Source organism: Microbacterium xylanilyticum, assembly GCF_054654695.1.
The window spans coordinates 1,414,408-1,432,228 of sequence record NZ_BAAIEN010000002.1; the positions used below are offsets into that span (position 1 = coordinate 1,414,408).

The window sequence follows — 17,821 nt, forward strand, 5'->3', positions numbered from 1 at the left end:
CTGCTTCCATGCGCGCTGAGCACGGATCCGGTCGTCCGGTCGTCGCGCGCGCGAGCGTCAGGACCCGCCGCGATCATGCGTTAGGCTTGATGCACGTTCGATGCGTGATCGGCACAACCGGATCCCGGATCGGACGCAGAGCTCCGGCGGTCCTGCGGGCCGTCGGGCGCGATGGTGATCTGATTCGGGTCGATATCGCGGCTCGCGCTCTCGGCCCACTCGCCGGGACGCCTGAGCCGGGCTCCTACCGCGACGGCGTTCGTCGCGACGTCGAGCCGACTTCTCCGCGCTGCACCCGAGGCGTTCCAGCCCTGTCTTCCCGACCCCTGCGGTCCGCCCCCGGCGGATCGGGTCGGAGAGCCGTCCGCGGCGGGGTTCTGACCCGCCGCTTCCGTCGATCGTCCACCACCGCAAGGAACCCAGATGACCGCTGATACCGCTCCAGCCGTCCCTCGTCCGCCCGCCCGCCCGGCGGCGGCACCCGTTCTCACCGGCGCGCAGGCCGTCGTCCGCTCCCTCGAGCTCCTCGGCGTCACCGATGTGTTCGGCATCCCCGGCGGCGCGATCATGGAGGTCTACGACCCCCTGATGGCGTCGACCGAGCTGCGCCACATCCTCGTGCGCCACGAGCAGGGCGGCGGGCACGCGGCCGAGGGCTACGCCACCGCCTCCGGCAAGGTCGGCGTGACCATCGCCACCTCCGGTCCCGGTGCCACGAACCTCGTCACGGCGATCGCCGACGCCTACATGGACTCCATCCCGATCGTCGCGATCACCGGTCAGGTCTTCTCCCGGCTGATGGGCACGGATGCGTTCCAGGAGGCCGACATCGTCGGCATCACCATGCCGATCACGAAGCACTCGATCCTCGTCAAGCGGCCGGAGGACATCCCCGGCGCCATCGCCGCGGCGTTCGAGATCGCGGCGACGGGCCGCCCCGGTCCCGTGCTCGTGGACATCACCAAGGACGCGCAGCAGGCCACCGCTCCGTTCATGTGGCCCCCGAAGTACGACCTGCCGGGGTACCGCCCCGTGACCAAGGCGCACGGCAAGCAGATCCAGGCCGCGGCCACGCTGCTCGCGGAGGCCAAGAAGCCGGTGCTGTACGTCGGCGGCGGCATCATCCGCGGCCGCGCCTCCGAGGAGCTGCTCGCGCTCGCCGAGCTCACCGGCGCCCCGGTCGTCACCACGCTGATGGCGCGCGGCGCGTTCCCCGACTCGCACCCGCAGCACGTCGGCATGCCGGGCATGCACGGCACCGTGCCGGCCGTGCTGGCGCTGCAGGAGGCCGACCTGCTGGTCGCCCTCGGCACGCGCTTCGACGACCGCGTCACGGGCAAGGCGGAGCTGTTCGCGCCGAACGCCAAGGTCGTGCACGTCGACATCGACCCGGCCGAGATCTCCAAGATCCGCACCGCCGACGTCCCGATCGTGGGCGGCGTGCGCGAGGTCATCACCGACCTGGAGGCGGCGTTCCGCGGCCTGACCGGGGGAGCCAAGGGCGACATCGAGGAGTGGTGGGCCTACCTCGACGGCCTGCGTGCCGAGTTCCCGCTCGGCTACACGCCGCCGGAGGACGGCCTGATGTCGCCGCAGCACGTGATCCAGCGGATCGGCGAGCTCACCGGCCCCGAGGCGGTGTACGTCGCCGGCGTCGGCCAGCACCAGATGTGGGCCGCGCAGTTCATCAAGTACGAGCGCCCGAACTCCTGGCTGAACTCGGGTGGCGCCGGGACCATGGGCTATGCCGTGCCGGCTGCGATGGGCGCGAAGGTCGCCGAGCCGGAGCGCGTGGTGTGGGCGATCGACGGCGACGGCTGCTTCCAGATGACCAACCAGGAGCTCGCCACCTGCGTCATCAACGACATCCCGATCAAGGTCGCGATCATCAACAACTCCTCCCTGGGCATGGTCCGTCAGTGGCAGACCCTGTTCTACGAGGGCCGGCACTCGAACACCGACCTGAACACCGGGCACGGCACGATCCGGATCCCCGACTTCGTCAAGCTCGCCGAGGCCTACGGCTGCCTCGCGATCCGGGTGGAGAAGGAGGAGGAGATCGACGCCGCCATCAAGCTCGCGCTCGAGACGAACGATCGCCCCGTCGTGATCGACTTCGTCGTCAGCGCCGACGCCATGGTGTGGCCGATGGTGCCGCAGGGCGTGAGCAACAGCTACATCCAGTACGCGCGCGACCACGCGCCCGCCTTCGACGAGGAGGACTGATCCATGTCCACGCATGTGCTGAGCCTCCTGGTGGAGGACACCCCGGGTCTGCTCACCCGCGTCGCCGGTCTGTTCGCGCGCCGCGGCTTCAACATCGAATCGCTCGCCGTGGGCGTGACCGAGGTGCCCGGGATCTCCCGGATCACGGTCGTCGTCGACGTCGATGAGTTCCCGCTCGAGCAGGTGACCAAGCAGCTCAACAAGCTCATCAACGTCATCAAGATCGTCGAGCTCGAGCAGAGCGCGTCCGTGCAGCGTGAGCACATGCTCATCAAGGTGCGCACGGACAACAACAACCGCTCGAACGTGCTCGAGGTCGTGAGTCTCTTCCGTGCGTCCGTCGTGGACTATGCGCCGGAGGCGCTGGTGGTCGAGGTCACCGGCGACAAGGGCAAGGTCGACGCCCTGCTGCGCGCGCTCGAGCCGTTCGGCATCAAGGAGCTCGCGCAGTCGGGCCTGCTCGCGATCGGCCGCGGCGGCAAGAGCATCACCGAGCGCGTGCTGCGCAGCTGACCCCTTCAGATTTCCGAAACCCTGCCGGTCCCTGAGCCTGTCGAAGGGCCCGGCCCGAAACCACCCTGCTTCGCCCGGTTGCTGAGCGAGCGAAGCGAGACGAAGTACAACAAGGAGAAACACACAGTGAGCACCGAGATCTTCTACGACGCCGACGCGGACCTGTCGATCATCCAGAACAAGAAGGTCGCCATCGTCGGCTACGGCTCGCAGGGTCACGCGCACGCGATGAACCTGCGCGACAGCGGCGTCGAGGTCGCGATCGCCCTCAAGGAGGGCTCCAAGTCGATCGCCAAGGCGGAGGAGGCCGGCTTCCCGGTCAAGTCCGTCGCCGAGGCCACCCAGTGGGCCGACCTCATCATGATCCTCGCCCCGGACCAGCACCAGCGCGGCATCTACAGCGAGTCCATCGCGCCGAACCTGACCGCGGGCAAGACCCTCGCGTTCGCGCACGGGTTCAACATCCGCTTCGGCTACATCGACGCGCCCGAGGGCGTCGACGTGATCCTGATCGCCCCGAAGGCCCCGGGCCACACCGTGCGCCGCGAGTTCGTCGCCGGCCGTGGCATCCCGGACATCATCGCCGTCGAGCGCGACGCGTCCGGCAACGCCTGGGCCACCGCGCTCTCGTACGCGAAGGCCATCGGCGGCACCCGCGCCGGCGTCATCAAGACGACGTTCACCGAGGAGACCGAGACCGACCTGTTCGGCGAGCAGGCCGTGCTGTGCGGTGGCATGAGCCACCTCGTGCAGGCGGGCTTCGAGACGCTCACCGAGGCGGGCTACCAGCCGCAGATCGCCTACTTCGAGGTGCTGCACGAGCTCAAGCTCATCGTCGACCTGATGTGGGAGGGCGGCATCGCCAAGCAGCGCTGGTCGATCTCCGACACCGCCGAGTTCGGCGACTACGTGTCGGGCCCGCGCGTCATCGACGCCGGTGTCAAGGAGCGGATGAAGGAGGTCCTCGCGGACATCCAGTCCGGCGCCTTCGCGAAGCGCTTCATCGAGGACCAGGACAACGGCGCGGTCGAGTTCCTCGCCCTCCGTGAGAAGGAGCAGGGGCACCCGATCGAGGCCACCGGCAAGGAGCTGCGTGCGCTGTTCGCCTGGAAGTCCCAGGACGAGGACTACGTCGAGGGCAGCGCTGCGCGCTGACCCCCGCCGTAGTCCCGAGGGCTGTGCTGGTGGGCCGCAGAGCGGCCGCCGGCCCTTCGGGCCTGGTGTCGAGGGCAGCGCTGCGCGCTGACCCCCGCCGTAGTCCCGAGGGCTGTGCTGGTGGGCCGCAGAGCGGCCGCCGGCCCTTCGGGCATGGTGTCGAGGGCAGCGCTGGGCGCTGACCCCCGCCGTAGTCCCGAGGGCTGTGCTGGTGGGCCGCAGAGCGGCCGCCGGCCCTTCGGGCCTGGTGTCGAGGGCAGCGCTGCGCGCTGACCCAGCTGTCCATGTGAGAGCGGGCGTCCCTTCGGGGGCGCCCGTTCCGCATTCCCGTGAGAGCTCTAGACCGGGAACGCGACGCCCTCGCCGACCACGCGCAGCGCGACCCGCTGGCCGGGGCGGGCGAGTGCGGGGTTCGCGTGCCGGATCGTGATCACCGGCGGCACCGGGTCGAGGCGGGGATCCGCGTCCGCCCGGGGCTCCAGCCGGATGCGCGACGAGGTCTCGGATCCGAAGTACACGCCCTCTTCAACCGTCGCGCGGATCGGCGAGTCGGCGACGAGCTGCACCTGCTCCGGACGCAGCATGAGCTGCACGTGCCCCTGCGCCGGCGGGTTGCGCACCGGCACGTAGCCGAGCGCGCAGAAGGCGAGGGAGCCGTCCAGCCAGGCGTCCAGCACGATCGCCTCGCCGAGGAACTCGGCCACCCCGCGGTCCGCCGGGCGGGTGTACACCACGAACGGGTGACCGGTCTGCACCAGCCGGCCGTCGCGCATCACCGCCACCTGGTCGGCGAAGCTGAGCGCCTCGGACTGGTCGTGCGTGACGAGGATCGTGGTCGTCCCGGCGTCGGTGAGGATCCGGGCGACCGCCTCGCGGGTCGCGGCGCGCAGCCCGGTGTCGAGGGCGGAGAACGGCTCATCGAGCAGCATCAGCTCCGGCTCGCGGGCGAGTGCGCGGGCGATGGCGACGCGCTGCTGCTGGCCCCCGGAGAGCTGATCGGGGCGGCGCTCGGCGACGTCCTGCGGCAGCGAGACGAGGTCCAGGAGCTCTGCGACCCGCTGACGGCGCTCCGTGCGGCTCAGCTCGTCCAGGCCGAACGAGATGTTGCGCGCGACCGAGAGGTGCGGGAACAGGCCGCCGTCCTGCGTGACGTAGCCGATGTCGCGGCGATGCACCGGGACCCAGGATCCGGGCCCCGTGACGGTGGTGGACCCGAGCACGACCTCGCCGCTGTCGGGGCGTTCGAAGCCGGCGATGATCCGCAGCAGCGTCGTCTTGCCCGAACCGGAGGCGCCGACCACCGCGGTGATGCCGCCGTGCTGCACGGCCAGGTCGACCCCGTGCAGCACCCGGCGCCCGCCGTACGACGCGGTGACGCCGGCGATCTGCAGGTGCGCGGTGGGGAGCGGTCCGGTCCCCGGAGAGGGCACGGTGCCGAGGGATCCGAGGTTGCGCGCGGTCATGCGGCCTCCGCCTTCGTGGATGCGGGCTGTTCCGACTCGGCGCCGGCGGCGCCGCGCCCCGCGGTGGAGAGCGCGGCGGACTGCCGGAACAGCAGGTACGTCATGGGCGCGGACAGCACGATCAGCAGTGTCGCATAGGGCGCGGCCCCGGCGAAGTCGATCTCGCTCGACAGGCTCCAGAACCGGGTGGCCAGCGTCTGCACGCCGATCGGCGACAGCAGCAGCGTCGCGGTGAGCTCGCCCGCGACGGCGAGGAACACCATCGCGAGGGCGGCGGCGGTCGCCGGTGCGACCAGGCGCAGCGTCACGCCGAGGAACGCGCGCAGGGGACGTCGTCCCAGTGCCTGGGCGGCTTCCTCGAGGCTGCGCGGCGCCTGCGCGATACCCGCCTGCAGCGGCACCAGCGCGCGGGGGAGGAACAGCAGCGCGTAAGCCAGCAGCAGCAGTGCGGTGGTCTGATACAGCGCTGGAGCGAAGAACAGGGAGACGGTGACGAGCGACAGCGCCAGCACGATGCCGGGCATCGAGCTCGTGATGTAGTTCGTCCGCTCCAGCAGCCGGCTGAACGCACCGGGCCGCCGCACGGCGAGCCACGACAGCGGGAAGGCGGCGGCGACCGTGACGACCCCTCCGCCGAGCGCGAGAGCGAGGGTCTGCAGCAGGGTGGGCACGAGATCCGGAGTCTGCCAGACGGCCGCTCCGCCGTGGACGAGCCAGCCTCCGATCACCACGGCGGGCACGCCGAGTGCGGCCAGGCCGAGGGCGAGCAGCGTCAGCTGCACGGGGAGCTGCGCGATGCCCAGCCGGATCGGGCGCGGAGGAGATGCGGTGCCGGATCCGATCCGCGCGTAGCGTGCGCGGCCGCGCGCCCGGCTCTCCAGCAGGAGCAGGGCGAAGCAGAGCAGCATCAGCACGCCCGAGAGCATGCTTCCCGCGGATCCGTTGAAGGTCGACCGGTACTGATCCATGATCGCGGTCGTGAACGTGTCGAACCGGATCAGGGCGAACGCGCCGTACTCGCTGAGCAGGTGCAGGCCGACGAGCAGCGCACCGCCGAGCAGCGCGAGCCGCAGCTGGGGCAGCACGGTGCCGAAGAACACGCGCACCGGTCCGCGGCCCAGGCTGGCCGCCGCCTGCTCGAGCGCAGGGTCGAGCCGGGCGAGGGCGGCGCGCACCGGAAGGTACACGAGCGGGAAATAGGACAGCGTCGCCAGGAGCACACCGGATCCGAGCCCGGCGAGCGAGGGGATCGCCGACACCCAGGCGTAGGAGTTCACGAACGCAGGGATCGCGAGGGGCATCGCGAGCACCGCGCCCCACGCGCCCGCACCGGCCAGGGAAGTGCGCTCAACGAGCCAGGCGCCCCCGACGCCGATCACCGCGCACAGCGGCACCGTGATCGCGACGAGCAGCACGGTGTTGGCGAGCAGTTCGCCCACGCGCGGACGGAAGACGAGCGCCGCGGATTGCGCCCAGCCGATCTGCGCCGCGGTGCCCACCACGAACGCCAGCGGCAGCAGCGACAGCAGCGCGACGACGATGCCGGCGGCGACCACGGCCGCGCCGGCCAGGCCCCCGGGGACGACGCGGGGCGGGCGGAGCCGATCCGCTCCGCCCGCCCGCTGCGATGTCGTGGTGGTGATGTCCGTCCCTTAGAGGAGGCCGGCCTTGGTCATCAGGTCGGTGACCTGCTTGGAGTTCAGGGTAGCCGGATCGATCGTGGGCGCCTGCAGCTCCTTCAGCGGGACGAGCTTCGGGTTGGCGGCGACACCGGATCCGACCGGGTACTCGAAGGACGTGCCGGTCTGCAGGATCTTCTGACCTTCGGCGCCCGTGACGAAGGCGAGGAACTTCTGCGCCGCGGCCTCGTGCTTGCTGGACTTCAGCACACCGCCCCCGGACACGGACACGAAGGCACCCGGATCCTGGTTCTTGAAGTAGTGCAGCTGCACGTTCTTCGAGTTCTCGCCGGTGGAGGCCTGGTCGCCGAACCAGTAGTAGTGGTAGATGACGGCCCCGTCGATCTCGCCGGCGTTCACAGCCTTCATGGCGGTGGAGTTGCCCTTGTAGGCGACCGAGTTCGTCTTCATCGCCTGCAGCCACGTCTCGGCAGCGTCGGCGCCCTTGAGCTGCACGAGCGCGGAGACGATGGCCTGGAAGTCGGCGCCCGACGGGGAGGCCGCCCAGCGGCCCTTCCAGGAGGGATCGGCGAGGTCCATGAGGGACTTCGGCAGCTGCGCCTCGGTGAGCTTGGAGGTGTTGTAGGCGAAGACCGTGGAGCGCGCCGCGATGCCCACCCACTTGGCCGAGGAGGGCCGGTACTCCGCGGGGACGTTCTTCAGCGCCTCGTCACCGGGCGAGGTGAACAGACCGGCCTTCTCGACGGCCGACATCGCCGGCGAGTTCTCCGTGAGGAAGACGTCGGCGGGGGAGCGGTCCCCCTCCTGGATGAGCTGCTGCGACATCTCGGTGTCGTCGCCGTTGCGGACCTGCACCTTGATGCCGGTCGACTTCGTGAACGCGTCGATCCAGGACTTTGTGAGCTCCTCGTGCTGGGCGTTGTAGACCGTGATGGTCTGGCCGGCGAGGTCGTCTCCGGCGGAGGAGCTCGCGGCGGGGGTGGAGGAGCCGCTGCACGCGGTGAGCGCGAGGGCGACGGCCGAGGCGGCCGCGGCGGCGGAGAGGAAGCGGAGCGAACGGTTCACAGGAAGATCCTTCGAGGAGGGGGCGGGTCGCGACTCCAATATAGGTAAGGCAAGCCTAAACCACCAACTCGGGCTCGCTCTGTGCTGTCACGCGCCGGCGCATGGCACGCTCCGAGCGGCCGCCCTATCGTTCAGTGCAGCCCGTAGAACCGTGCCGCATTGGCCCAGAACACGGCGTCGAGGTCGACCCCGCGCCGCTCCGCCCAGTCCGCGACGGCCCGGGCCCACGCGCCGCGCGCACCGGCGCGATAGTCGTCGCCGGCGACCGAGGACACCGGCCAGTCGCTGCCCCAGAGCAGCCGCTCCGCGCCGAACTCCTCCGCCACGGCGTCGAGGAACGGCGCCACCTGGGCGGCGTCCCACTGCCCGCCGGCCTCGGCGGGCAGTCCGGACAGCTTGACGGAGACCTGCGGGTGCGCGGCGAGGTCGCGGATGTCCCGCAGCCAGGCGGCGTCGGGCCTTCGCGGATCCGCGGCGGTGCCGACGGCGGGCTTGCCCAGGTGGTCGAGCGCGATCGCGAGCTCGGGCACGGCTGAGGCGAGGGCTACCACGTCCGGGAGTTGCTGCGCGCGCACGCACGCGTCGAAGCGGAGCCCGTGCTCCGCGACGGCCGCGGCCCCGGCGAGGAAGGCTGGGGCGGTCGCCGTGCCGTCGGGCTCGCTCTGCAGCAGATGGCGCACCCCCACGACGAGGGGGATCTCCGCAAGGCGCGCGAGGTGCGCGGCCGTGTCCTCGCCGCGGTTCAGCCGCGCCCCGGCCACGATCCCGATCACGCCGGCGCCCTGCGCGGTCTCGGCCACCCAGCGCACCTCGTCGAGGAACTGCGGTTCCACGCACTCCGCCTGGACGAACACCGCGGCGCGTTCGTCGCCGATCGGCGCCTGCGCCAGCTCCGCGGCGGCGAAGCGGTGCGACAGCGGCCCCTCGAGCCATTCGTAGTCGAGCCGGGACGGATCCCACAGGTGGAGGTGGGCGTCGAGCACGCGCATGCTCATATCCTTTCGCAGGTCGGGATCCGGCGCGGCGTAGACATCCGATGAATACGCCGAACCCCTATGATGACGCCATGGCAGTGACCGACGAGGCGATCGAGAAGATCAAGGCGATGATCGTGTCGGGCGAGCTCGGCCCGGGGGACCGGCTTCCTCCGGAGAAGGAGCTCGCCGAGCGGCTCGGGCTGTCCCGCAACTCGATGCGGGAAGCCGTGAAGGCGCTCGAGGTCATCCGGGTGCTCGACGTGCGCCGCGGCGACGGCACCTACGTGACCAGCCTCGAGCCGCACCTGCTTCTCGAGGCGATCAGCTTCGTCGTCGACATGCACGACGACGATTCCCTGCTCGAGCTGTTCGCGGTGCGCCGAATGCTGGAGTCGCAGGCCACGGGCCTGGCCGCCACCCACGGCAGCGATGAGGCCATCGCCGCGCTGCAGGCGGAGATCGCGGGCGTCGACTCCGGCGTGTCCATCGACGACTTGGTCGCGCACGACATCCGCTTCCACCGGGAGATCGTGCAGATGACCGGCAACGGCTACCTCGCCAGCCTCATCGACAGCCTGTCCAGCCAGACGATCCGGGCGCGGGTCTGGCGCGGACTCACCGAGCAGGGCGCCGTGGAGCGCACCCTGTCGGAGCACCGGGCGATCGCCGACGCCATCGCGCAGCACGACCCGGCGCTCGCGACCTCGCTCGCGACGGCGCACATCGCAGGCGTCGAGCGCTGGCTCCGTCAGGCCGCCCAGGCCTGAGCACCGGTCAGGGCCTGGGCGGCTCAGCACGAGCGCGTCACTCCGGGCGCAGGCGCAGCTGCGCCATGCCGCCGTCGACCTCGATGAAGGTGCCGGTCGTGGATCCGGACGCGGGGCTGACCAGGTACAGCACCGCGCCGGCGACCTCGTCCGGCGAGACCAGGCGGCCGTGCGGCTGGCGGGCGTTCAGCGCGGCGCGCTCGGCCTCGGGGTCGGCGGCGGCATCGAGCAGCCGGCCCACCCACGGGGTGTCCGCCGTGCCCGGATTCACGGCGTTCACCCGGATCCCCTCGCGGAGGTGGTCGGCGGCCATCGCGCGGGTGAGCGCCGAGACAGCGCCCTTCGACGCCGAGTACAGCGCGCGCTGCGGGAGCCCCGTGGTCGAGGCGATGGAGGCCGTGTTGCAGATCGCGGCTGCCGGCGACTTCCGCAGCCAGGGGAGGGCCGCGCTGGTCACCCGGGCGATCCCGGTCACGTTGATGGACAGCACGCGCGCCCACTCGTCGTCGTCGTTCGCCGCGATGTCACCCTGCGCGCCGATCCCGGCGTTGTTCACCACGATGTCGATGCGGCCGAAGCGCTCGGCGATCGCCGTGACGGCGGCGTTCACGCTCGCGCGGTCCGACACGTCGGCGGTGAACGCCGCGAACCGCGGATCCGCGTGCGCGATATCGCGGTCCAGCACCGCGACCTGTGCGCCCTGCTCGTGCAGCTGCGCGGCGATGGCCGCACCGATCCCGGATGCGCCGCCCGTGACGATCGCGACGAGCCCCTCCACCTGCGGTCCCTGAGCCTGCTGAACGGTCATGCCTGCGCCTCCCATGCGGTGAACTCCTGACGCTGGCTTCCCAGCCCTTCGATGTCGATCTCCACCACGTCACCCGGGCGGAGGTACGGGAACTTCCCGCCGAACGCCACGCCCTGCGGGGTGCCGGTGAGGATGAGGTCCCCGGGCTCGAGCGTCATGTACTGCGAGATGTGGTGCACGATCTCTGCCACGGAGAAGATCATGTCGCTCGTCGACGAGTCCTGTCGGGCCTCGCCGTTCACGAAGCTGCGCAGGCGCAGGTTCTGCACGTCGACCGCGTCCGGCGTGACCAGCCACGGGCCGGTGGGGTTGAAGCCGAACGCCGCCTTGCCCTTCGACCACTGCCCGCCGGACACCTCCATCTGGAAGGCCCGCTCGGACACGTCGTTGCACACGACGTAGCCGGCGATGTGCGCCGCGGCCTCGTCGGGGGAGTCGAGATAGGCGGTCCGGGCGCCGATCACGACGCCGAGCTCCACCTCCCAGTCCGTTTTCTCGCTCCCGCGCGGGATCGTCACGGCGTCATCGGGGCCGACGACCGTGTTCGGCGTCTTCAGGAACAGGATCGGCACCGCCGGCGGCTCCGCCCCGGACTCCCGGGCGTGCGCCGCGTAGTTCTGTCCGACGCAGATCACGGCACTGGGTCGCGCGATCGGGGATCCGATCCGGCGCTCCGACGCGTCGACGAGCTCCGGCAGGGAGCCCGACTCGAGCGCGGCACGGGTGCGTCCGACCGGGTCATCGGCGAGGAAGTCGCCGTTCACATCGGAGGTCACGGGCCTCAGGTCGTAGTGGCGGTCATCGACGATGACGACGGGGATCTCGGATCCGACGTCGCCCAGACGCGCGAACTTCATGGTTCTCCTGCCTTCTCAGGGGGACGGGCGGGAGCCGAGGCGACCGAGAGTGCGCGAAGGATCCCTGCGTTGACAGTATAGACATCCGATGTTTACACTCCCAAGTGTCAGGAGCACGGTCATCCGAGCCGGTTGCTCCTCGACGCAGGCCCAGAACAGGAGAACCGTGAGCCGCATCGTCGCGCTGGAGACCAGCGACATCCGCTTCCCCACGTCGCTCAGCCTCGACGGCTCCGACGCGATGAACCCCGACCCGGACTACTCCGCCGCCTACGTGATCGTGCGCACGGACGCCGCCGACGGCATCGAGGGGCACGCCTTCGTGTTCACGATCGGGCGCGGCAACGACGTGCAGGTCGCGGGGATCGATGCCCTCGCCGGTCACCTCGTGGGCCGCGAGCTCGAACCGCTGCTGGACGACATGGGCGCCACCTTCCGCGAACTCATCGGCGATTCGCAGCTGCGCTGGCTCGGCCCCGAGAAGGGCGTGATGCACATGGCCATCGGCGCCGTGATCAACGCGCTCTGGGACCTCAAGGCCAAGCGCGCGGGACTGCCGCTGTGGCAGCTGCTGTCCCGGATGAGCCCCGAGGAGATCGTCGACCTCGTCGATTTCCGCTATCTCAGCAACGCCCTCACCCGCGAGGACGCGCTCGACATCCTCCGCGCCGGCGAGGCAGGCCGCAGCGAGCGCGAGGCGCAGCTGCTCGCCACCGGCTACCCCGGCTATACGACCAGCCCCGGATGGCTCGGCTACTCGGACGAGAAGCTGGAGCGGCTCGCCCGCGAGGCCATGGCGCAGGGCTTCGGGCAGATCAAGCTCAAGGTGGGCGCCGATCTCGACGACGACACCCGCCGCTTCCGAAAGGCTCGCGAGGTGTGCGGACCCGACTTCCCGATCGCGATCGACGCCAACCAGCGGTGGGAGGTCTCCGAGGCGATCGCCTGGGTGAACGCTCTGGCGGAGTTCCACCCCGCCTGGATCGAGGAGCCCACCAGCCCCGACGACGTGCTCGGGCACGCAGAGATCGCCCGCGGTGTCGCACCGATCCGCGTCGCCACCGGCGAGCACGCGCAGAACCGGATGATCTTCAAGCAGCTGCTGCAGGCCGACGCGATCCAGGTCATGCAGATCGACGCCGTGCGGGTCGCCGGCGTGAACGAGAACATCGCGAACCTGCTGCTCGCCGCGAAGTTCGGCGTGCCGGTCTGCCCGCATGCGGGCGGCGTGGGCCTCTGCGAGGCGGTGCAGCACCTGTCCATGTTCGACTTCATCGCGATCTCGGGCACCCGCGAGGGGCGCATGATCGAGTACGTGGACCACCTGCACGAGCACTTCGTCACGCCGACGGAGATCCGGGATGGCGCGTATACGGCTCCCACCGCGCCGGGCAACGGCATGGAGATGAAGGCCGCCAGCCGCGCCGAATTCGCCTGGACCGGGGAGCACCGGGGAGCCGGCGCGCATGTCTGAGCTCACGGACGGCGTGCACCGGTCTGATATCCCGTCGCTGGGGTACGGGGCCGCCAACGTCGGCAACCTTTTCCGCCCGCTCACGGACGACGAGGCATGGGCGGTGCTCGACGCAGCCTGGGAGAGCGGGATCCGGCACTACGACACTGCACCGCACTACGGACTCGGGCTGTCCGAGCGCCGTCTCGGGGCCTTCCTGCAGACGAAGCCGCGTGACGAGTACGTGCTCTCGACCAAGGCGGGGCGGCTGCTGCGGCCGAACCCGGACCATGTCGCGGGCGGGTTGGACACGGCCAACGACTTCTTCGTGCCCGACGACCTCCGTCGCGTGTGGGACTTCTCCGCCGCAGGGATCCGCGCCAGCCTGGAGGAGTCTCGCGAGCGCCTCGGCATCGAGCGCATCGACATCCTGTACCTGCACGATCCGGAGCGGCACGACCTGGATCTGGCCCTCGCCGAAGCGTTCCCGGCGCTCGAGGCGCTGCGCGCCGATGGACAGATAGCCCGCATCGGCATCGGATCCATGACCCCCGAGGCGCTCGCCGCAGCGGTCCGCTCAGCCGACCTCGACACGATCATGGTCGCCGGGCGGTACACCCTGCTCGAGCAGCCGGCCGCCGCCGACGTGATCCCCGCGTGCGCCGAGCGCGGTACGCGGATCGTCGCCGCATCGGTGTTCAACTCCGGGCTGCTCGCACAGAGCGAGCCACGCCGCGACGGGCGCTACGAGTACGGCGCCCTGCCGGAGGAGCTCTGGCAGCGGCTCACGCGGATCGCCGACGTGTGCCGTGCCCACGGCGTGCCTCTGCCCGCCGCGGCGATCCAGTATCCGCTGCAGTCGCCGGTCGTGGAGTCGGTCGTGGTCGGCGGCAGCCGCCCGGAGCAGCTGCGCCAGAACGGGGAGCTCGCGGCACTCGCGATCCCCGCCGACCTCTGGCGGGAGCTCGCGCACGAGGGACTCATCCCGGCCTGAGTCGCGGACCGGCCGAACACGAACGAAGGGGAGCTCATGCTCGAAGGAATCCACCCCCTGCTCACCGGGGAGCTGCTGCTGCACCTCGACCGGATGGGGCACTCCGACGCGGTCGTCGTGGCCGACGCGCATTTCCCCGCGTGGGCGCTGGGTGCGCGCGTCGTCGATCTGCCCGGCACGTCCACCCCGGACCTGGTGGCCGCGATCCGCACCGTGCTGCCGCTCGACGACGCGCCGGGCATGGACGTCATGGCCTCGGCCGACGGCGAGGTGCTCGACGTGCAGCGCGAGCTCATGGCCGCCGCGGGAACCGACGTGCAGAGCACGCGCTTCGTGGAGCGCTTCGCGTACTACGACGTCGCGAGGAGCGCGTACCTGATGGTGCGCACCGGGGAGACCCGGAAGTACGGCAACGCCCTGCTGCGCAAGGGCGTCGTCGGTCACCCGTCCGCCTGAGCGGGCACCGTTTCGACGTCCAGGGAGGACGAGCACAGATGCGACAGCAGTGGTTCGACGAGGCGCGGTTCGGGATGTTCGTGCACTTCGGCCTGTACAGCGGCGCCGCCCGGCACGAGTGGGTGCAGAACTACGAGCGCCTCACAGCGGAGGAGTACCGGGTCTACTTCGACCACTTCGACCCCGACCTGTTCGATGCGGCGGCGCTCGCGCGCCGAGCCAAGGCGACCGGGATGGGATACGTCGTGCTCACCACGAAGCACCACGACGGGTTCTGCCTGTGGGATTCGGCCTTGACCGACTACACCTCGGTCGCCGCGTGCGGGAGGGATCTCGTCCGCGAGTACGTCGACGCGCTGCGCGCCGAGGGACTGCGCGTCGGGCTCTACCACTCGCTGATCGACTGGCGCCACCCGGACTTCACGGTGGACGGGAACCACCCCCGACGCGGCGATGCGATCGAGCACGAGCGCAACGCCGAGCGCGACATGGGCCGCTACCGCGCCTACCTGCACGGGCAGGTGCGCGAGCTGCTCACGCAGTACGGCGACATCGACTACCTGTTCTTCGACTTCACCTATCCGGATCCGGCGGACGGCTGGGACGGCAAGGGCCCCGAGGACTGGGACGCGCAGGGACTGCTGGCGCTGTGCCGCGAGCTGCAGCCGCAGATGCTCGTGAACGACCGGCTCGGCATCCCCGGGGACTTCGTCACACCCGAGCAGTACCAGCCGACCGCCCCGATCGTCGTGGACGGCGTCCCGCAGGTGTGGGAGGCATGCCAGACGATCAACGGATCCTGGGGCTACCATCGCGACAACCACGACCAGAAGTCCGCGCTGCTGCTCGCCCAGATGCTCGCGGACTCCGTGTCGATGGACGGCAACATGCTGCTCAACGTCGGCCCCGACGGGCGGGGGAGCATCGCGCCGCGCGACGAGGCGGTGCTCGCGGAGCTCGCAGAATGGATGCGGCTGCATCGTGACGCGATCGTCGGCGCCGGGTATGCTCCTTTCGCCGCGCCGCGCGAGGGCGTTTACACCCGCCGCGGCGACCGCCTCTATCTGCACCTCTTCTCGTGGCCGCTCGGCTACGTGCACCTCGAGGGGCTCGCCGGGCGGGTCACCTACGCGCGGCTGCTGAACGACGGATCGTGGCTCAGGACGTCGGTGACCGATCCCGAGCAGCAGGCGACCCTGATGACGCCCGCGGGCGAGGCCGAGGGCACGCTCACCGTGCACCTTCCCGTGCGGCGTCCGGACGTGCTGATCCCCGTGATCGAGCTCACGCTCGCGCCCGCGAGCGTGGTCGCGATGGGGTCGCTGTCGCGGACGCGCGGGAGCACGTCCGCCGTCGTCTCGACCTCGTAGCCGTGCTCCCGCGGACCGCGCCGCGACTTCATCGCCGAGCTCCACGAGGCGACTCGCCGTGCCGGTGCGTGCTTCCGATCCGTATGCTCGTCGACGTGGTCCCCAGGAACGGCAACCTGCTCATCAATGTCGGCACGGTCGCGCCGTGACGGCTCCCGCGCTCGAGATCGCCGTCGACGGCCCCGCCGGCACGCGCATCGCGTTCGACGGCGGCGCGGACCGGGTCGAGCTCTGCCAGGCGCTCGCCGCGACCGGCGGACTGACGCCCTCCGCGGCGACCATCGATGCGGTGCTCGCCGCGGCCGGCGCCCCGGAGCGCGTCGCCGTGCTCGTGCGGCCGCGCGGCGGGGGGTTCGTGTACGCGCCGGAGGAGGTCGCGCTCGTCGCCGCCGACATCGCGGACGTGGTGCGGCGCGGCGTCGGCGCCGTGGTGGTCGGTGCGCTGACCGCCGCCGGTGAGCCCGACCGGGCCGCGCTCGACGAGTGGCGGCGTGCCGCCGGCGACGCGGACCTCGTGTTCCACCGCGCGATCGACGTGCTCCCCGAGCCGGCGGCGATCGTCGACGACCTGGTGGCGTGCGGGGTGCGGCGCGTGCTGAGCAGTGGCGGGGCGGCCCGCAGCGTCGACGGTCGCGAGACGCTGAGCGCCCTGGTGTCCACGGCGGCAGGGCGGCTCGAGGTCATGGCTGGCGGAGGCGTGCGCGTCGAGGACGTTCCCGCGCTCCTGGCGTGCGGCGTGGACGCGATCCACCTCTCCGCGCGGCAGCCCTCGGGGGACACGGCATCGAGCGGACCGGGCGGTGGGGATCCGGGCTTCGACGTCACCGACGGCGCCATCGTGCGCCGGGCCGCGGCGGCGCTTCGTGGCGCGCTCACCCAGGAGCCCGGGTTCGCCGGTTCCTGAGCGAGGTGCGCAGCGACGAGACGAAGGGCGCCGCACACGAGAAGAGCGCGGCGCCCCCTCGGGAGCGCCGCGCTCTTCGTCGGCTCAGACCGCGCCGGTCACGGGGTGCTGGTCGGAGCGGGCGCCGAGCCCGAGGACGGGGCGTCCGGCACGGTGATCGGCGCCTGGGTGCCGTTCGCCCACACCGGGGCGGGGAGGCTGACGGTCTGACCGCCTTGGATCTGGCGCAGCGCGTCGGCGATCGCGGTGGCGTTCTGCGGGACCGGCAGGCCGCACTTCTCGAGCTCCGAGGCGAACTTCAGGGTCAGGCGCTCCTTCCCGGCCGCGACGGCCTGGGCGGTGGTGCCGGTCTGGATCTGGCTGCCGGTCTGGATGTCCGACACCTTGTCGCACACGTGGTAGACCGCGCCGCCGGAGACCCACGTCACCTGGTCCTTGCCGAGCAGCTGGATCACCGTCGACTGGTCCGCGGTGTACTGCTCGACGGACGCCGGCTTGAAGTCGATGCCCAGCACGACCGCGAGCGCGGCCAGGGCGATGCCGACGATGCCGGCGATCGTCTTCTGCCCCTTGTCCATGTTCTTGTTCAGGAACACCATGATGATGAGCGGCACGAACGCGACGATCGCGATGATCGCCCCGAGCTGGTTCTGCACGAAGAACCGCACCGTATCCGAGCGGCGGGCCGGATCGAGGTGGTTGGCCTTCTTCCACAGGAAGGATCCGGTGATCGACAGCGCCGCGATCACGACGAACAGCACGAGGAGCGTGATGAACGCCCACTGCGGGAACGTCGCCGTCGCGCCCTGCTGCTCGAGCAGGCCGGTGTCGGGGTTGCGGACGAGCTTGCCGTCGCCGCCGGTGACCTGGCGCTGCCGCAGCAGCCAGAAAATGCCGACGGCTTCTGCGGCGATCGCGATGACCCAGAGCACGGCGGCGATCCAGCGGAAGCGGGTCGCGGTCGCCTTGGCCTCGGGTGTGGGCGTCCAGCCGGCGGGCGGATCCGCCGGGCCGTCCGTGGGAGCCGCGGCGTTCGCCGCGGCGGAGGCGTTCCTGCCCGCGGCGGTGCGGGCGGGTCTCTTGCTGCTGTTTTCAGGCACGGTGGTCCTTTCCCTTCCCCCTGCTGATGCAGCCGAGCCTAGTGGCGTCGGGGCCGCGCACGTGGGATATCGC

General features: G+C 71.0%; 16 protein-coding genes. 9 read left to right on the top strand and 7 right to left on the bottom strand.

All coding sequences use genetic code 11. The features are described 5' to 3' along the window. The first annotated feature begins 423 nt into the window (after positions 1–423). The 3 genes from ACYQ1L_RS07370 to ilvC all read left to right on the top strand — a co-directional run bounded on the left by ACYQ1L_RS07370 (position 424) and on the right by ilvC (position 3,894). Complete coding sequence (locus ACYQ1L_RS07370; protein WP_460003569.1) at positions 424–2,226, top strand: acetolactate synthase large subunit; 1,803 nt, start codon at positions 424–426, stop codon at positions 2,224–2,226. 3 nt (positions 2,227–2,229) lie between these two features. After that, positions 2,230–2,739: an acetolactate synthase small subunit gene (ilvN, locus tag ACYQ1L_RS07375; RefSeq protein ID WP_460003570.1), complete on the top strand. Its 510-nt coding sequence runs from the start codon at positions 2,230–2,232 to the stop codon at positions 2,737–2,739. Positions 2,740–2,865: 126 nt separating this feature from the next. Then, entirely contained in the window at positions 2,866–3,894 is a 1,029-nt protein-coding gene (gene ilvC, locus ACYQ1L_RS07380; RefSeq protein WP_159576262.1) for a ketol-acid reductoisomerase, read from the top strand. A gap of 338 nt (positions 3,895–4,232) precedes the next feature. Here ilvC and ACYQ1L_RS07385 read toward each other — a convergent pair whose 3' ends face one another. The 4 genes from ACYQ1L_RS07385 to ACYQ1L_RS07400 form a co-directional block, all read right to left on the bottom strand. After that, a complete protein-coding gene (locus ACYQ1L_RS07385) occupies positions 4,233–5,357 on the bottom strand; it encodes an ABC transporter ATP-binding protein (RefSeq protein WP_460003571.1) in 1,125 nt (374 codons plus the stop codon). Further along, the gene (locus tag ACYQ1L_RS07390) at positions 5,354–6,913 is read right to left on the bottom strand and encodes an ABC transporter permease (RefSeq protein ID WP_460003572.1); all 1,560 of its coding nucleotides are present in this window, start codon (positions 6,911–6,913) and stop codon (positions 5,354–5,356) included. Before ACYQ1L_RS07390 ends, ACYQ1L_RS07385 begins: the two co-directional genes overlap by 4 nt. A 96-nt stretch (positions 6,914–7,009) precedes the next feature. Next, entirely contained in the window at positions 7,010–8,062 is a 1,053-nt protein-coding gene (locus ACYQ1L_RS07395; protein WP_460003573.1) for an iron ABC transporter substrate-binding protein, read from the bottom strand. Between the two features lie 131 nt (positions 8,063–8,193). Beyond that, positions 8,194–9,051: an amidohydrolase family protein gene (locus tag ACYQ1L_RS07400; protein WP_460003574.1), complete on the bottom strand. Its 858-nt coding sequence runs from the start codon at positions 9,049–9,051 to the stop codon at positions 8,194–8,196. A gap of 77 nt (positions 9,052–9,128) precedes the next feature. On the opposite strand from ACYQ1L_RS07400, the gene ACYQ1L_RS07405 reads away from it, so the two are divergent. After that, positions 9,129–9,806 (top strand): FadR/GntR family transcriptional regulator, encoded by a 678-nt coding sequence (locus ACYQ1L_RS07405; RefSeq protein WP_159576257.1) that lies wholly within the window; start codon positions 9,129–9,131, stop codon positions 9,804–9,806. 37 nt (positions 9,807–9,843) lie between these two features. Here ACYQ1L_RS07405 and ACYQ1L_RS07410 read toward each other — a convergent pair whose 3' ends face one another. Beyond that, complete coding sequence (locus tag ACYQ1L_RS07410) at positions 9,844–10,614, bottom strand: SDR family NAD(P)-dependent oxidoreductase (RefSeq protein WP_460003575.1); 771 nt, start codon at positions 10,612–10,614, stop codon at positions 9,844–9,846. Continuing rightward, positions 10,611–11,471: a fumarylacetoacetate hydrolase family protein gene (locus ACYQ1L_RS07415; RefSeq protein WP_460003576.1), complete on the bottom strand. Its 861-nt coding sequence runs from the start codon at positions 11,469–11,471 to the stop codon at positions 10,611–10,613. The genes ACYQ1L_RS07410 and ACYQ1L_RS07415 overlap by 4 nt, the downstream gene beginning before the upstream one ends. A gap of 166 nt (positions 11,472–11,637) precedes the next feature. Between ACYQ1L_RS07415 and ACYQ1L_RS07420 the strand changes: the two genes are divergently transcribed. The 5 genes from ACYQ1L_RS07420 (at position 11,638) to ACYQ1L_RS07440 (ending at position 16,648) form a co-directional block, all read left to right on the top strand. Next, positions 11,638–12,945: an L-fuconate dehydratase gene (locus ACYQ1L_RS07420; protein WP_460003577.1), complete on the top strand. Its 1,308-nt coding sequence runs from the start codon at positions 11,638–11,640 to the stop codon at positions 12,943–12,945. Next, the gene (locus ACYQ1L_RS07425) at positions 12,938–13,918 is read left to right on the top strand and encodes an aldo/keto reductase (protein WP_460003578.1); all 981 of its coding nucleotides are present in this window, start codon (positions 12,938–12,940) and stop codon (positions 13,916–13,918) included. Before ACYQ1L_RS07420 ends, ACYQ1L_RS07425 begins: the two co-directional genes overlap by 8 nt. A 36-nt stretch (positions 13,919–13,954) precedes the next feature. After that, the gene (locus tag ACYQ1L_RS07430; protein ID WP_460003579.1) at positions 13,955–14,374 is read left to right on the top strand and encodes an RbsD/FucU family protein; all 420 of its coding nucleotides are present in this window, start codon (positions 13,955–13,957) and stop codon (positions 14,372–14,374) included. 38 nt (positions 14,375–14,412) lie between these two features. Continuing rightward, the gene (locus ACYQ1L_RS07435) at positions 14,413–15,744 is read left to right on the top strand and encodes an alpha-L-fucosidase (protein ID WP_460003580.1); all 1,332 of its coding nucleotides are present in this window, start codon (positions 14,413–14,415) and stop codon (positions 15,742–15,744) included. Between the two features lie 145 nt (positions 15,745–15,889). Beyond that, the gene (locus ACYQ1L_RS07440) at positions 15,890–16,648 is read left to right on the top strand and encodes a copper homeostasis protein CutC (RefSeq protein ID WP_460003581.1); all 759 of its coding nucleotides are present in this window, start codon (positions 15,890–15,892) and stop codon (positions 16,646–16,648) included. 98 nt (positions 16,649–16,746) lie between these two features. On the opposite strand, the gene ACYQ1L_RS07445 is transcribed toward ACYQ1L_RS07440, so the two are convergent. Next, on the bottom strand, positions 16,747–17,748 hold the full coding sequence (locus ACYQ1L_RS07445) for a hypothetical protein (RefSeq protein WP_460003582.1): 1,002 nt from the start codon (positions 17,746–17,748) through the stop codon (positions 16,747–16,749). Between the last annotated feature and the right edge of the window lie 73 nt (positions 17,749–17,821).

Bases quoted from the DNA above. Each gene is read 5' to 3' on its own strand.
- ACYQ1L_RS07430 (WP_460003579.1), top strand. From the start codon at position 13,955: ATGCTCGAAGGAATCCACCCCCTGCTCACCGGGGAGCTGCTGCTGCAC.
- ACYQ1L_RS07370 (WP_460003569.1), top strand. From the start codon at position 424: ATGACCGCTGATACCGCTCCAGCCGTCCCTCGTCCGCCCGCCCGCCCG.
- ACYQ1L_RS07425 (WP_460003578.1), top strand. From the start codon at position 12,938: ATGTCTGAGCTCACGGACGGCGTGCACCGGTCTGATATCCCGTCGCTG.
- ACYQ1L_RS07405 (WP_159576257.1), top strand. From the start codon at position 9,129: ATGGCAGTGACCGACGAGGCGATCGAGAAGATCAAGGCGATGATCGTG.
- ACYQ1L_RS07435 (WP_460003580.1), top strand. From the start codon at position 14,413: ATGCGACAGCAGTGGTTCGACGAGGCGCGGTTCGGGATGTTCGTGCAC.
- ACYQ1L_RS07415 (WP_460003576.1), bottom strand. From the start codon at position 11,471: ATGAAGTTCGCGCGTCTGGGCGACGTCGGATCCGAGATCCCCGTCGTC.
- ACYQ1L_RS07385 (WP_460003571.1), bottom strand. From the start codon at position 5,357: ATGACCGCGCGCAACCTCGGATCCCTCGGCACCGTGCCCTCTCCGGGG.
- ACYQ1L_RS07400 (WP_460003574.1), bottom strand. From the start codon at position 9,051: ATGCGCGTGCTCGACGCCCACCTCCACCTGTGGGATCCGTCCCGGCTC.
- ilvN (WP_460003570.1), top strand. From the start codon at position 2,230: ATGTCCACGCATGTGCTGAGCCTCCTGGTGGAGGACACCCCGGGTCTG.
- ACYQ1L_RS07410 (WP_460003575.1), bottom strand. From the start codon at position 10,614: ATGACCGTTCAGCAGGCTCAGGGACCGCAGGTGGAGGGGCTCGTCGCG.